At 46.5% G+C, this 14,557-nt stretch carries 17 protein-coding genes; 6 read left to right on the forward strand and 11 right to left on the reverse strand.

Going from position 1 to position 14,557, the window contains the following annotated elements:
- Positions 1-2 precede the first annotated feature (2 nt).
- From ICN21_RS02790 to ICN21_RS02830, 9 genes are all read right to left on the reverse strand, one after another.
- Positions 3-212 carry a hypothetical protein gene (locus ICN21_RS02790; protein ID WP_215294821.1) on the reverse strand — a complete coding sequence of 70 codons (210 nt, stop codon included), beginning with the start codon at positions 210-212 and terminating at the stop codon, positions 3-5.
- An 11-nt stretch (positions 213-223) separates the two neighbouring features.
- Complete coding sequence (gene leuC, locus ICN21_RS02795; RefSeq protein ID WP_216176556.1) at positions 224-1,633, reverse strand: 3-isopropylmalate dehydratase large subunit; 1,410 nt, start codon at positions 1,631-1,633, stop codon at positions 224-226.
- A gap of 17 nt (positions 1,634-1,650) precedes the next feature.
- Complete coding sequence (gltA, locus tag ICN21_RS02800) at positions 1,651-2,964, reverse strand: citrate synthase (RefSeq protein WP_216176558.1); 1,314 nt, start codon at positions 2,962-2,964, stop codon at positions 1,651-1,653.
- An 83-nt stretch (positions 2,965-3,047) separates the two neighbouring features.
- A complete protein-coding gene (locus ICN21_RS02805) occupies positions 3,048-3,317 on the reverse strand; it encodes a succinate dehydrogenase assembly factor 2 (RefSeq protein ID WP_216176560.1) in 270 nt (89 codons plus the stop codon).
- Entirely contained in the window at positions 3,314-4,018 is a 705-nt protein-coding gene (locus tag ICN21_RS02810; RefSeq protein WP_215294049.1) for a succinate dehydrogenase iron-sulfur subunit, read from the reverse strand. Before ICN21_RS02810 ends, ICN21_RS02805 begins: the two co-directional genes overlap by 4 nt.
- Before the next feature lie 16 nt (positions 4,019-4,034).
- Positions 4,035-5,813, reverse strand: a complete 1,779-nt coding sequence (gene sdhA / locus ICN21_RS02815) for a succinate dehydrogenase flavoprotein subunit (protein ID WP_216176562.1) — start codon at positions 5,811-5,813, stop codon at positions 4,035-4,037.
- Positions 5,814-5,817: 4 nt separating this feature from the next.
- A complete protein-coding gene (gene sdhD, locus ICN21_RS02820; RefSeq protein ID WP_216125824.1) occupies positions 5,818-6,183 on the reverse strand; it encodes a succinate dehydrogenase, hydrophobic membrane anchor protein in 366 nt (121 codons plus the stop codon).
- 24 nt (positions 6,184-6,207) lie between these two features.
- Entirely contained in the window at positions 6,208-6,627 is a 420-nt protein-coding gene (sdhC, locus tag ICN21_RS02825; RefSeq protein ID WP_216176564.1) for a succinate dehydrogenase, cytochrome b556 subunit, read from the reverse strand.
- Positions 6,628-6,758: 131 nt separating this feature from the next.
- On the reverse strand, positions 6,759-7,496 hold the full coding sequence (locus tag ICN21_RS02830) for a GntR family transcriptional regulator (RefSeq protein ID WP_215318106.1): 738 nt from the start codon (positions 7,494-7,496) through the stop codon (positions 6,759-6,761).
- A gap of 156 nt (positions 7,497-7,652) precedes the next feature.
- On the opposite strand from ICN21_RS02830, the gene ICN21_RS02835 reads away from it, so the two are divergent.
- Positions 7,653-8,642, forward strand: coding sequence for a malate dehydrogenase (locus tag ICN21_RS02835; protein ID WP_215294837.1), 990 nt, complete (start codon positions 7,653-7,655; stop codon positions 8,640-8,642).
- Positions 8,643-8,659: 17 nt separating this feature from the next.
- Entirely contained in the window at positions 8,660-9,034 is a 375-nt protein-coding gene (locus tag ICN21_RS02840; protein ID WP_215294839.1) for a hypothetical protein, read from the forward strand.
- 84 nt (positions 9,035-9,118) lie between these two features.
- On the opposite strand, the gene ICN21_RS02845 is transcribed toward ICN21_RS02840, so the two are convergent.
- Both ICN21_RS02845 and yaaA read right to left on the reverse strand, forming a co-directional pair.
- Positions 9,119-10,330, reverse strand: a complete 1,212-nt coding sequence (locus ICN21_RS02845) for a DUF2863 family protein (protein WP_215294840.1) — start codon at positions 10,328-10,330, stop codon at positions 9,119-9,121.
- Positions 10,330-11,106 carry a peroxide stress protein YaaA gene (gene yaaA / locus ICN21_RS02850; RefSeq protein ID WP_216176566.1) on the reverse strand — a complete coding sequence of 259 codons (777 nt, stop codon included), beginning with the start codon at positions 11,104-11,106 and terminating at the stop codon, positions 10,330-10,332. Before yaaA ends, ICN21_RS02845 begins: the two co-directional genes overlap by 1 nt.
- Before the next feature lie 98 nt (positions 11,107-11,204).
- Between yaaA and ICN21_RS02855 the strand changes: the two genes are divergently transcribed.
- The 4 genes from ICN21_RS02855 to ICN21_RS02870 are packed head-to-tail and all read left to right on the forward strand — an operon-like array spanning position 11,205 to position 14,554.
- Positions 11,205-12,413: a pyridoxal phosphate-dependent aminotransferase gene (locus ICN21_RS02855; protein WP_216176568.1), complete on the forward strand. Its 1,209-nt coding sequence runs from the start codon at positions 11,205-11,207 to the stop codon at positions 12,411-12,413.
- Between the two features lie 17 nt (positions 12,414-12,430).
- The gene (locus ICN21_RS02860) at positions 12,431-13,171 is read left to right on the forward strand and encodes a glutathione binding-like protein (protein ID WP_216176570.1); all 741 of its coding nucleotides are present in this window, start codon (positions 12,431-12,433) and stop codon (positions 13,169-13,171) included.
- A 1-nt stretch (position 13,172) separates the two neighbouring features.
- A complete protein-coding gene (locus tag ICN21_RS02865) occupies positions 13,173-14,027 on the forward strand; it encodes a 3-hydroxybutyryl-CoA dehydrogenase (protein ID WP_216176571.1) in 855 nt (284 codons plus the stop codon).
- A gap of 35 nt (positions 14,028-14,062) precedes the next feature.
- Complete coding sequence (locus ICN21_RS02870) at positions 14,063-14,554, forward strand: DUF3429 domain-containing protein (RefSeq protein ID WP_323482114.1); 492 nt, start codon at positions 14,063-14,065, stop codon at positions 14,552-14,554.
- Positions 14,555-14,557: the final 3 nt, after the last annotated feature.

The following is a 14,557-nucleotide window of genomic DNA, read 5'->3' on the forward strand; positions in this document are numbered from 1 at the left end:
GTTTACTTCACAGGGGTAATGACAACGTCCTTACCCTTAGTTTGAGATTGATTCTGCTGAGTAGAATTTGCACCGGATCCGCCCATGGCACTACCCATGGTTTGCAAATCTTTGCCCATGCCTTCCATGGTATTACTGCAAGCAGAGATGATCACACCTGCAATGCCAACGATGGCTAATCGAGAAATCAATGAGACTGAAGGAAATTTCATCTGGATTACCTTTATGAAATCTTACGAACATCAACAAAATGGCCCTCAATCGCCGCAGCAGCCGCCATTGCCGGACTGACCAAATGGGTGCGACCGCCATTACCTTGACGACCTTCGAAGTTACGATTCGATGTAGAGGCACATCGCTCACCAGGCTCTAAGCGATCAGCATTCATGGCTAAACACATAGAGCAACCGGGCTCGCGCCATTCAAAGCCAGCAGCTTTAAAAATTCGATCTAAGCCTTCCCGCTCTGCTTGGGCTTTCACCAAACCAGAGCCAGGAACTACCAATGCCAGCTTCACATTAGCAGCCACTTTCTTGCCAATGCGATCCACCACTTTTGCAGCAGCCCGAATATCTTCAATGCGGCTATTAGTGCAGGAACCAATAAATACTTTATCCACAGAGATACTGCTCAGTGGCGTATTCGGTATGAGATTCATATATTCCAAAGCACGCTCCATCGCAGAGCGCTTGTTTGGATCACGCTCTTTTTCCGGATCAGGAACACGGTCGCTGATAGCAAGCACCATCTCAGGAGAGGTGCCCCAGGTGACTTGTGGAGCGATTTCTTCAGCGCGCAATTCCACTACCGCATCAAACTGGGCATCTGCATCCGAATGCAATGTTCTCCAATACTGCATTGCTTGCAATAGGGCTTGACCTTGAGGAGCATAAGGGCGACCTTGAATGTATTCAATCGTAGTTTCATCCACAGCCACCAAACCAGATCTTGCGCCACCTTCAATCGCCATATTGCAGAGGGTCATACGACCTTCCATAGACAAATTCCGAATCGCTTCACCAGCAAACTCGATACAGTAACCAGTGCCACCCGCAGTACCAATCTTGCCGATCACCGCCAAGACGATATCTTTAGCTGTAGAACCGGGTTGCAAACGGCCATCTACCCGCACCAACATGTTCTTACTCTTTTTCATGAGCAAGGTTTGAGTGGCCAAGACGTGCTCCACTTCCGATGTACCAATACCAAATGCCAAGGCACCAAATGCGCCATGCGTGCTGGTATGTGAATCACCGCAGACAACAGTCATGCCAGGTAAGGTTGCACCCTGTTCTGGTCCAATCACGTGAACAATGCCTTGGCGAGCATCATTCATCTTGTATTGGGTAATACCAAATGCATCACAGTTTTGATCTAAGGTGTCGACTTGCAGCTTAGATATGGGATCTGCAATTCCTGCCGAGCGGTCTGTGGTTGGAACATTGTGATCCGAAACAGCCAAGTTGGCGGAGATGCGCCATACCGGACGACCAGCCAGATTCAAGCCTTCAAATGCCTGAGGGCTGGTTACCTCATGGAGCAACTGACGGTCAATATAGATCGTGGCTGTGCCATCTTCTTCCGAGTAAACAACGTGGTCATCCCACAATTTGTCATAAAGCGTACGAGACATGAGTACCCTTAAAACCTTTATTTACGAACGGAAATGTTAGGAACCTTACGTGAAGTTTCACCAACATATAACTGACGTGGACGTCCAATCTTGTACTCGGAATCCGTAATCATTTCTTCCCACTGAGCAATCCAGCCAACTGTTCTTGCTAACGCAAAAATACAAGTGAACATATCCGTTGGGATACCCAGTGCGCGCTGCACAATACCTGAGTAGAAGTCCACGTTTGGATAGAGCTTGCGGCTCACAAAATACTCGTCTTCCAAGGCAATCTTCTCCAGGGTCATCGCCAGTTTGAATAATGGATCGTCTTGTAGGCCAAGTTCATTTAAAACTTCATAGCAAGTCTCACGCATTAATTTAGCGCGTGGATCGAAGTTTTTGTAAACGCGGTGACCAAAGCCCATCAAACGTACGCTCGAGTTCTTGTCTTTCACCTGAGCGATGAACTCATGAATCTTATCCACGCCGCCTTGTGCTTGAATATCATTCAACATTTGCAAGCAAGCTTCGTTAGCACCACCGTGGGCTGGACCCCAAAGACAAGCAATACCGGCAGAAATGGCAGCAAAAGGGTTCGTACCTGAAGAACCGCACAAACGAACGGTTGAGGTGGAGGCATTTTGCTCATGATCTGCATGCAAGATAAAGATGCGATCCAAAGCGCGTACTAAAACTGGATTTACTTTGTACTCTTCACACGGCGTAGCAAACATCATGCGCATGAAGTTTGCGGTGTATGACAAAGAGTTATCTGGATAGATAAAAGGTTGTCCTACGGAGTACTTGTACGACATTGCCACTAAGGTTGGCATCTTCGCAATCAAACGAATCTGCGCCACTTCACGTGCATAGGAATCGCTGTAATCAATCTCATCATGGTAGAACGCAGCCATGGCACCAACCAAACCAGTTAACACAGACATGGGATGGGCATCACGACGGAAACCGCGCAAGAAGAATTGCAATTGCTCGTGGACCATGGTGTGGTGAATCACCATTTGATCGAAATCTTTTTTCTCGGTCGCGTTGGGCAATTGGCCATTAATCAAAAGGTAGCAAACCTCTAAGAAGTCGCAGTTCGCAGCCAAATCATCAATCGGGTAACCACGATAGAGCAACTCGCCTTTGTCACCATCGATGTAAGTAATTTTGCTATTGCAGGATGCAGTAGATAGAAAGCCTGAGTCGTAAGTGAACTTACCAGTTTGACCATAGAGCTTGCGAATATCGATGACATCAGGACCAACCGTGCCTTTATAAATTGGCAGATCAATATCTGGTGTTCCATCCGAAAACGAGAGTTTTGCCTTGATGTCCGATTCAATCATTTCTAATCCTTAGTCATTCAAAATTATGATTAATACACTATTCGATCACACGCTTGCACTACTACTTGCACCAAAAGACTGAATTACTTCACTCTCAGCTTTTGTAAAACTGTTTTAAAGGAGTCAGACTGCATCTCCTGCTCCAGTCCAGCCACCGAATCTTTACGACCGATTAATAAATCCATCAGGTCATTGTCATCTAAGGCCAATAACTGGCTCAATACTTTGCCATCTTCCACGCTTAACTGAGCGCCGTAACGCTCAAAGAAACGCTGCAGAATTAAATCGTTCTCTAGCAAGCCCCTGCGAGCATCACTTTTTAAGCGATATAACTCTGCATTACCGAGGGTCATACTGCCCTACGAACCATCAACTCCTTGATCTTACCAATCGCCTTGGTTGGATTCAAATGCTTAGGACATACATCTACGCAATTCATAATAGTGTGGCAACGGAATAGGCGGTATGGATCTTCCAAGTTATCCAAGCGCTGACTGGTCTCTTCATCCCGACTATCAGCAATAAAGCGATAGGCCTGCAACAAACCTGCAGGGCCCACAAACTTATCAGGATTCCACCAGAAAGAGGGGCATGAGGTTGAGCAAGATGCGCACAGAATGCACTCATACAAGCCGTTCAACTCTTCACGCTCTTCAGGGCTCTGCAAACGCTCTTTCTCTGGTGGTGGATTGTCGTTTACCAAATAAGGCTTGATAGACAAATATTGTTTGAAGAACAAAGTCATGTCGACGATCAAATCACGTACGACTGGCAAGCCAGGTAATGGACGCAATGTGATGACCTTAGGCAAAGTCAACATATTGGTCAAGCAAGCCAAACCATTTTTACCGTTGATGTTCATTGCATCTGAACCGCATACACCCTCACGGCATGAGCGGCGATACGAGATAGTTTCATCTTGTTTCTTCAAAGAGATCAAGGCGTCCAACAACATACGCTCACCAGTAAGCTCTAACTCATAGCGCTGCATGCGTGGTGCTGCATCGACATCTGGATCGTAGCGGTAAATTTCAAATATACGGATATCACTCATCTTCTATCTCTCTTACTTAGAAAGTACGTTCTTTTGGAGGAACTGAATCAACAGTCAATGGTTTCAATTGGACTGGCTTATAGCCCAAGCGATTGCCTTCGCTATACCAAAGAGTGTGTTTCATCCAGTTGTCATCATCGCGATGCTGGTGATCGTCATGCGAGTGTGCGCCACGACTTTCTTTGCGAGCTGCCGCAGAAATCATAGTTGCGTTTGCTGTCTCAACTAAGTTAGCCACTTCCAAAGCTTCAATACGGGCGGTATTAAAAATCTCAGACTTATCTTTAACCCACAAGTTTTTTGCACGCTCGGTGAGTTTCGCCATTTGACGAACACCTTCATCCATCAGCTCTTGGTTACGGAATACACCGGCGTATTTCTGCATCGTTTTACGAATATCGTTAGCGACATCTTGTGCATACTCGCCAGAATGAGAGTTATCCAACTTCGCAATACGCTCCAAGGTTTGCTGACCCGCATTCGCAGGTAATTTCTTGAACTCACGATTCTTAAGATTCAAACCAACGATGTGGTTACCTGCTGCACGACCGAATACCAAGAGGTCGAGCAATGAATTAGTACCTAAGCGGTTTGCGCCGTGCACAGAAACGCATGAACACTCGCCAATGGCATACAAACCATGAACGACTTCATTGTGTTTGCCATTTGCTGGAACAACCACTTGACCATTGATATTGGTTGGAATACCACCCATCTGGTAATGAATCGTTGGCACAACAGGGATTGGCTCTTTAGTGACGTCAACGTTTGCGAAGTTCATACCGATTTCATAAACCGAAGGTAAACGCTTCATGATGGTCTCGGCACCAATGTGCGTCAAATCCAGCACAACATAGTCACCGTTAGGACCGCAACCGCGCCCCTCTTTGATTTCTTGATCCATACACCGCGATACGAAATCGCGAGGAGCCAAATCCTTATAGGTTGGCGCATAACGTTCCATGAAACGCTCGCCATCTTTATTACGCAAGATGCCACCTTCACCGCGGCAACCTTCAGTTAACAATACACCTGCCCCAGCTACACCTGTTGGGTGGAATTGCCAGAACTCCATATCTTCCAATGGGATACCTGCGCGAGCTGCAAGCCCCATACCGTCACCGGTATTAATAAAGGCATTAGTCGATGCATCCCAAATGCGACCTGCACCACCAGTAGCCAACATCACAATTTTGGCTTCCAAGATGTATACCTGACCTGTTTCCATTTCAAGGGCAGTAACACCAACCACATCACCCTCGTCATCACGGATCAAGTCGAGCGCCAACCACTCTACGAAGAAGTTCGTTTTAGCGCGGACGTTACGTTGATACAAGGTATGCAACATGGCGTGACCAGTGCGGTCAGCGGCAGCACAAGCACGTTGTACTGGTTTCTCGCCGTAGTTTGCGGTGTGACCGCCAAATGGACGCTGATAAATCGTGCCATCTGGATTGCGATCGAAAGGCATACCGAAATGCTCTAACTCGTAAACCACTTTTGGCGCTTCACGGCACATGAACTCGATCACGTCTTGGTCACCTAACCAGTCAGATCCTTTGATGGTGTCATAAAAGTGATAGTGCCAATTGTCTTCACTCATATTACCCAATGAAGCACCAATACCACCTTGCGCAGCTACTGTATGTGAACGGGTTGGGAAGACTTTAGTTAATACCGCCACATTGAGGCCGGCTTCCGCTAACTGTAATGAAGCACGCATACCCGAGCCACCCGCCCCAATAATGACCGCATCAAAACGGCGGCGTGGCAATGATTTTTGAATCGCAGTCATCGAATTACACTTTCCACAAAATTTGAACGGCATAAGCCGCACAGGCTACGAGATACAGAACGGTCAACACTTGCAGTGTCAAACGAATACTGACGGGCTTGATGTAATCCATCCAGATGTCACGCACGCCAATCCAAGCGTGATAGAACAAGCTAAAGAAAGCCAAAAAAGTCAGCAACTTCATGAACTGATTACTAAACAGACCAGCCCAACCCTCGTAGCTAGCACTACCAGTTACGCAGTAGTCGACTAGCAAGACAACTGTAAATACCACCATCACAATCGCAGTAACGCGTTGGATGATCCATTCTTTAAGTCCGTAATGAGCACCAACTACTAAGCGCTTTGGTCCAATTTGATAAATAGGCATGAAATTTCCTTAAATAATGAGCGCTTAGTACAACTCAAATAATTTGAGACCCACTACAGTAGTGAGAGCGATACCAAGCACCAACACGATGATGGCGGAACGATTGGACTCAGACTTCTCTACGCCGATTTCTAAATCGAGCAAGAGGTAGCGAATACCAGCACAGAAGTGATGTAAGAAAGACCAGATCAAACCGAGGCAAATGATTTTTACCAAGATGTTGCTGGTGAAGGCTTGAAATTTCTGATAGCTCACCTCAGAAGCCAGACTTTGGTCGAAGAGGTACAAAATGAATGGCAACAAGAGGAATAAGACTGCCCCACTAATGCGGTGAAGGATGGAGACTTTTCCGGCCCAAGGCAGGCGATATTTAATCAACTGGGCCAGACCAATATTGCGATAAACCTGTCGATCTTTTTTTACATTTTGCTGTGCTTCAACCATGGGTAATCTCTATCTTTAGGTGGAGGTTCAGTTTGATTTTGTTGTGTCGCAACATATTCTATTGGAAACCTTGAGGCTATTGGGGGTTTTTAAGGGTTTATAGGGGTTTAAAGGGGGTTTTACGGATAAGTTCAGTTCAATTTGTTTTCGTAATGTTGCTCAGCGGTGTCGTATCTTGCGTGTCGAATTTCTACTGGTTTACTGCCATATGTGAACGCCACCCGCTCTACCGAAAGCAATGGGGCGCCTACTGCCAGTTGGAGGTGCTTAGCCAGAGTCTCATCGGCCGCAATTGCTTTGATTTTTTCCTCAGCACGCACCATGTGAGTAGCGTACTGGCTCTCATATAGAGCGTAAACTGGCCCATGCCATTCATTCAGAGTATCCAGATTTAAATCTTTAAAGCGCGCTCCAGGCAGCCAAATCTCTTCATAAACAATGGCTTGCCCAGCAAAACTCTGAACACGATCAATGTAAATGACGGTGTCACCTGCCTTTAATTTCAGCAAACTGGCGACGTAGGCGCTTGCCTTAGTCTGCTGGCAAACCAAGAATCGGCTAGTGAGATGAAATTTCTCACCAGAATCAGGTGCCAAGCGTAAGAATCGGTATTGCCAATCGTCTTCTTGGTGGGTGGCTACATAGGTGCCCTTACCCTGGCGTCGCACCAATAAATTTTGTGCAGCCAGCTCATCTATCGCCTTGCGAACCGTGCCCTGACTAACGGCATAGCGGGCCGCTAACTCCATTTCACTGGGAATAGCCTCCCCTGGCAGCCACTCAGAGGCTTGCAAGCTAGCCAAAATCATTGCCTTAATCTGTTCGTACAGAGGGCTAAAAGAGGCAATCGGCAAATTTACTTCTGACAAATCGGCTCCAGCGGAAAGCAATTGGATAAAATTAAGTGTAATTCTAGTCTTGTATAAGACATCTTTGACAGTGTAAAGCGAAAGTTCCTACACTTGAATGGATAATAGAAAAGTTTCCTTAATTAACCTCTTAACCATCCTCTGGAGTTATTAGTAATGGCAAAAGCCCCAATGCGTGTCGCCGTAACCGGTGCAGCCGGTCAAATCGGATATTCCCTTTTATTCCGCATCGCCAATGGCGACCTTTTGGGCAAGGATCAGCCCGTCATTCTGCAATTACTTGAAATTCCAGACGAAAAAGCGCAAAAAGCATTGGGTGGCGTGATCATGGAGCTCGAAGATTGTGCATTCCCACTCTTGGCTGGCGTTACCGCTCACTCTGACCCCTTGACCGCATTTAAAGAGATTGATGTCGCCCTATTGGTTGGCGCACGTCCCCGCGGTCCCGGCATGGAACGCAAAGATCTGCTCTCCGCTAACGCACAGATCTTCACTGCCCAAGGTAAAGCACTCAATGCAGTTGCCAAAAAGACTGTCAAGGTATTGGTGGTTGGCAACCCAGCAAACACGAACGCTTACATCGCCATGAAATCTGCACCAGATATTCCTGCGAAAAACTTTACCGCGATGTTGCGCCTTGATCACAACCGCGCGCTCTCGCAATTGGCTACTAAATTAAATAAACCCGTTGCTGGCATTGAGAAGCTAGTCGTTTGGGGCAATCACAGCCCAACCATGTACCCTGACTATCGCTTTGCAACGGTTGACGGCAAGTCAGTGAAAGACTCCATCAACGATGCAGCATGGAATAAAGATGTCTTTATTCCTACAGTGGGTAAGCGTGGTGCGGCGATTATTGATGCGCGCGGCCTCTCTTCTGCAGCTTCCGCAGCTAATGCAGCAATTGACCACGTTCATGATTGGGTTCTAGGGACCAATGGCAAATGGGTCACCATGGGAATTGCCTCTAAAGGCGAATACGGTATCCCAGCTGAAGTGATTTATGGTTTCCCAGTGACATGTGAAAACGGCGAGTACAAAATGGTCGAAGGTTTAGAGATCGATGAGTTCTCACGCGAGCGCATGAATCACACCTTAAATGAATTGCTTGAAGAGCAAGCAGGCGTTAAGCACTTGCTTTCTTAATCCTCTTAGGAAAATACATGAACAAATCTCTTCTGTCCTTAAGCTTTGTATTTGCCGCCCTCATTGGCGTTACAAATGTGAGCGCTAGTGAAGAAGTATTTACGTGGACTTGCAGCGAGAGTAAGCAATTCAAAACAACTGGCACTCTCGAGAAAGTTCGTCTGACTTGGGAAGCCAAGACTTACGACTTGAATCGTCAAACCTCATTGCCAGGTAGCTTGCGTTACAAGAACACTGACACTGGGCATGACCTGGTAGTGCTTGGCAATAAAGCCATGTTATTTAATATCAAGACGGGTAATCGCTTAGCTGATTTCTGCCAAACAGCAGAAATGAAATCTGGCAAATTGCCCCATTTGTTTGCTGGTGCAGAGCCTTTTGTTCAGAACTAAGTTTTAATAGCATCAAATAAAAAAGCCGAGAGATCCTCGGCTTTTTTATTACTCGGTTAATATTTTCGAGTTTGTTATAACTACTTAATGAAAGAGTGGTTGCTGTGTTGGCGTATCTTCCGGCATTTCTGCATGCACGGCCTCACCAGATCGATCTGGAAAAAGAGGCGCGCCGCAATCGTCGCAGAGCTCTGGGTCAAATAGCATCGCATGACGAAATACATCTTCTACTCCTGCGTCATGCAAGGCATCACAGATTTTTTTAATCGGGCTCTCGTCATCCGATAAATCATTTAAGGCATCACTCGCCACGCTCTCACGATCATATAAAGGCCAAATCACACCATACATAATTTCGGAGGAACCCTTGACGCTAAAGGAGATGCGGTATTCATCGGCCTGCTCTTCACCAAAGGCACCAACCACGCAAGATAAGCCAGCAGGCAAGATGCCTAGCGTGCTTTCGAGGAAATTAACGCCTGCACGAATACTTAATGGCCGCACATGCTTATCTGCCAAACGGCAGTTAGTAAAGTAGGCCTCCGGTAACAAGAGCTCAAACTCGCATCCAGGCAGCATTGCTGCGAGTGGCTCTTGCATCGCGTTTTGCCAGCCAATGAGACTGACACCACGCTCCTGTCTTGCCGGCGATTCTTCTTGCCATTTAAAAATGGGTGATCCGCTAGGGGCGCTCAGTGCGGCAATAATGAAACGCGGATCAGCCAGAACTGCAATCGTCTCCGACATATCGCGCAACTCGAGTTTGACATCCTTGCCAGAGATGGCCGCAGTTGCCAATGCTTCAGTTAACACACGTGTTTGGCAATGAGAATGTGGCATTTGATCAATGCTGTAGAGCCAAGGAACAATTGCTAAACGCGTATCGGTAGCAGCGATTGAGGCGTTTAATGCGCCAGCAGTCGCTTCAATAATGCTCGATGGCAAAGGACCCGAAGGAATTTGATAGCGGGTATGCGCAACGATGGGCATAGCCAATAACAACACATCCCACTCCTGGCCTTCGTGCTCCATCTTGAGGGACTCAGCAAGCGTTTCAGCGATATCCGCTAGGACTTCAAACGCTACGGTATTGATACGAAAGGTTTGATCCAAGGCGGCATCAATCACATTTTGGTTTTGACTTTTAAGCAAACGCATCAAGCGTACATTCAAGCGCTCCTCCCAAAAACGATCTTCAATCTGACTACCTGAAGCGGCTAGAGAGATAGCATCGGCGACCAGCTTTTCTACTTCTGGCGAACTGCGTTGAGAAGGTTTAGTGCGATGTACGGCCATTATTTTTTCTCTGCCCGTCTAAAAATGGGTTTATCTAGCTTAGATTCTGCAGCATAGTATTTATAACCATCCAAATTGAAACCTTTTAAATCTGCCGGATCGGTAATACGATTCTCCACCACATACCTAGCCATTAAGCCGCGAGCACGCTTCGCATAAAAAGAAATAATCTTGTACTTACCGTCTTTGCCATCCTGAAAGACGGGGGCTATCACCTGGCAACCCAACTCTTTGGGCTGCAAGACCTTGAAGTACTCTTCAGAAGCCAAGTTCAGTAAAACGGGCTTCTTTTGCTGATCCAAAATCTGCTTTAGGGAATCTGTCACCCTGCTGCCCCAAAAGGCATACAGATCTTTTCCCCTGGCGTTCTTAAAAGCGGTGCCCATTTCCAGGCGGTAGGCTTGCATCAAGTCAAGCGGCCTTAGGGCGCCATACAAGCCAGACAAAATACGAATGTGGTCTTGGGCAAAATCGACCGCCTTGGCGTTCAGCGTTTTGACATCAAAACCATCATAAACATCGCCATCGAATGCATAGATCGCTGGCTTGCTATTTTCAGCCGTGAATTTTTTAGACCAATCTCGATAGCGCCCCACATTTAAGGTAGCCAGCTGGTCAGACAAACCCATCAGTTTGGCGATGTCCTGAGGGGCTAACTTCCGGAGTTCGGCAATCAACTTTGCAGATTCTGAGACAAACTCAGGCAAGGTGGGCGCCTTGACCTTGACAGGGGTCTTGTAATCTAAGGATTTAGCGGGAGAAAGTACGATCAACATGGCACAATTTGTATATGTATTTCTTCCATTCTAGCGATTACCGGATTTATGCGCACAAAAGCGCTTTCGCGATCATCTAACCACTCTCTATTGACTATATGAGCTCGCAAGACATTACCCCTTCCACCCCATCGTTTCCAAGCCGACTTCCGAATGTCGGTACAACGATTTTTACGGTGATGTCTGCGCTTGCCACCAAACATCAGGCTATTAATTTAGGTCAAGGCTTTCCGGACTTTCCCTGCGATCGCAATTTAATTGCCAAAGTGAATGGGGCGATGCTGGCTGATCACAATCAATATCCACCCATGATTGGGATTCCCAATTTACGCAATGGTATTCAACAGAAGATTCAAAACTTATATGGCCATCAATATGATGCTGAATCTGAAATCACTATCACTGCTGGTGGCACACAAGGAATTCTGACAAGCATTCTGGCTTGCGTGAGCCCTGGTGATGAAGTTGTCATCATCGAGCCTGCTTACGATAGCTATAGGCCTTCGATTGAATTAGCCGGTGGCAAAACGATTGCGGTTTCTCTAGAGGCAGTACGTGATGCTAATGGACAGGTTGCTTCATACAACATCCCATGGGATGCACTGCAAAAAGCAATCAGTCCTCAGACTCGACTGCTGATGATCAATTCGCCGCATAACCCCACTGGCATGGTGTGGCAGAAGGCTGATTTAGATCGTTTAGCAAGCTTGTTACAGAACACCTCAACTCTTGTCTTGAGTGATGAAGTCTATGAACACATGGTCTACGATGGCGCTCACCATCATAGTGTTGCCTCCCATCCTGAATTAGCTGCACGAAGTTTTTTAATCTCCAGTTTTGGTAAGACCTATCACGTCACTGGCTGGAAGGTAGGCTATGTCGCAGCACCCGCCCCACTGACAGCAGAGTTTCGCAAGGTTCATCAGTTCAATGTCTTCACTGTGAACACACCCATGCAATACGGTTTAGCTTCATACCTCTCCGAGGCATCGCACTACTTAAACCTCCCTGCTTTTTATCAAGCCAAGCGAGATTTTTTCAAAGCAGGACTAGAGAAAACAAAATTCAAGTTACTACCAACACCGGGGACTTACTTTCAATGCGTTGATTACACGGCGCTGAATATTCCTGAAGCTAAATTACCAGAAGCTGAATTTTGCAAATGGTTAACTACTGAAGTTGGTGTTGCTGCCATTCCAGTTTCAGCATTTTATGAACAGCCTACGGAGTCAGGCGTCATTCGTTTTTGCTTTGCTAAGCAAGAGCAAACCTTATCTACTGCCTTAGAACGTTTACAAGCCTTATAAAAATCAAGGGAAGATCCATGACAATCAAGAAATCAAACGCCGCAAAAAAGGTAATTGATGTATACAGTTGGCCAACTCCCAATGGCCACAAAGTGCACATCATGCTAGAGGAATGTGGCTATCGCTTAGGTCGTGATTGGATTGCGCACCCAATTGATATTGGCGCTGGCGATCAATTTACCCCTGATTTTTTAAAAATCAGCCCTAACAATAAGATCCCTGCATTAGTTGATCCTTACGGTCCTGATGGCAAGCCCATCAGCATCTTTGAGTCCGGCGCCATCTTGCTTTACCTAGCCAGTAAAACTGGCAAATTCTTACCCAAGACCATTCGTGGCAAATACGATGTCTTGCAATGGCTTATGTTCCAGATGGGTGGTCTAGGCCCCATGCTTGGCCAAAACCACCACTTTCGCTTGTATGCCCCTGAGAAAATTGAATATGCCATCAATCGCTATACCAATGAGGCACAGCGTCTTTATGGGGTGCTAGATACTCAACTGAAAGATAATCCCTATATTGCCGGTAAAACGTATTCAATCGCTGATATGGCAATTTATCCTTGGACACGCAATTGGAAAAATCAGGGGATCGAGATCAACGATTACCCCAATTTCAAACGCTGGTTTGAGATGATTGGTAAACGGCCTGCTGTACAGCGCGGGTGTGAAGTACTCACCGCATTACGCAAACCTTTGCATGATGACAAGGCGAGAGAGCAACTCTTTGGATCAACCCAGTATCAAAGAAGGAAATAAGATGAAGATTCAGTCGGTTGGTGTAATTGGTGCAGGGACCATGGGCAATGGCATTGCGCAAGTTTGCGCTGTTGCTGGTCTAAAGGTCGTCATGGTAGACATCAATGATGCTGCTGTTCAGCGTGGCCTAGATCACATCAGCAAAAGTTTAGATCGGCTCATTAAAAAAGAAATGCTGACTGCAGATGCCAAAGTGGCTGCAGTCAAACGGATTCAAGGTAGCACCTCTTACGCTGACCTCAAAGGTCTTAGTCTTGTGATTGAAGCTGCTACTGAGAATCAAGCGATTAAAGAAAAAATTCTTAAGCAAGTCGACGAGATAGTGAGCAAGGACACCATCATTGCCACCAACACTTCATCGCTCTCTATCACTAAGCTGGCAGCCTTAGATTCCAACCCAACACGCTTTATCGGCATGCACTTCTTTAACCCGCCACCTTTGATGGCGTTAGTTGAGGTAATTCGTGGTCTGCAAACTAGCGACCAAACTCATGCCGCCATTATTGAAATGGCAAAACGCATTGGCAAAGAGCCCATAACCGTCAAGAACTCACCCGGCTTTGTCGTCAATCGCATCTTATTGCCAATGATTAACGAGGCGTTCTTCGTGCTGTCAGAGGGTTTAGCGAGTCCTGAAGACATAGATGCCGGTATGAAACTGGGCTGCAACCAACCGATAGGCCCACTGGCTTTAGCAGACTTGATTGGTTTGGATACTTGCCTCGCAGTCATGGAGGTGTATTTTGAAAACTTTAGTGATTCTAAATATCGCCCTTGTCCACTACTACGTGAGATGGTTGCCGCTGGTTATCTTGGCCGCAAAACCGGTCGCGGCGTTTACACCTACGATCAATAATTTTGATTGATTTCTCTTAGCCTAAGCAAACTCCCGTGAACCCTTCTGCCAATCCTATTCCACCACTCGTACTCAAACTTGGCTACGCGGGCTTGATTCCTTTTGTGGGTCTTGCACTATTAGTACAGCTGGCTCCAACTCCTTTGAATTATTTGAGTGCAGAGTCGCTAGCAGGTTATGGCGCAGTCATTACTTCCTTTATGGGTGCATTACATTGGGGCGCTAGTTTGCATACCCTGGGCAAGGCGCCTTCTGGTGACCGCTGGATAGACCGTAACGCTTGGGTTTGGGGTGTGATCCCTGCATTAGTAGCTTGGGTAGCCTTACATATTTATATTCCGGTTGGCTTATTGATCATGGCATCAACCTTGATCATTCAACGTAATATCGATCAGAATACTTACAACTACTATTTTTCAGATGAAGCAGCTCGTATGGCGTTCATGGCGATGCGCAATCGCTTAACGTATGTTGCTGCTGCTTGCCTAACTTGGGCAGCTATTGTGATTCTTTTCATCCAAGCCTAATGG

Source organism: Polynucleobacter sp. AP-Feld-500C-C5 (assembly GCF_018882265.1).
GTDB lineage: Bacteria > Pseudomonadota > Gammaproteobacteria > Burkholderiales > Burkholderiaceae > Polynucleobacter.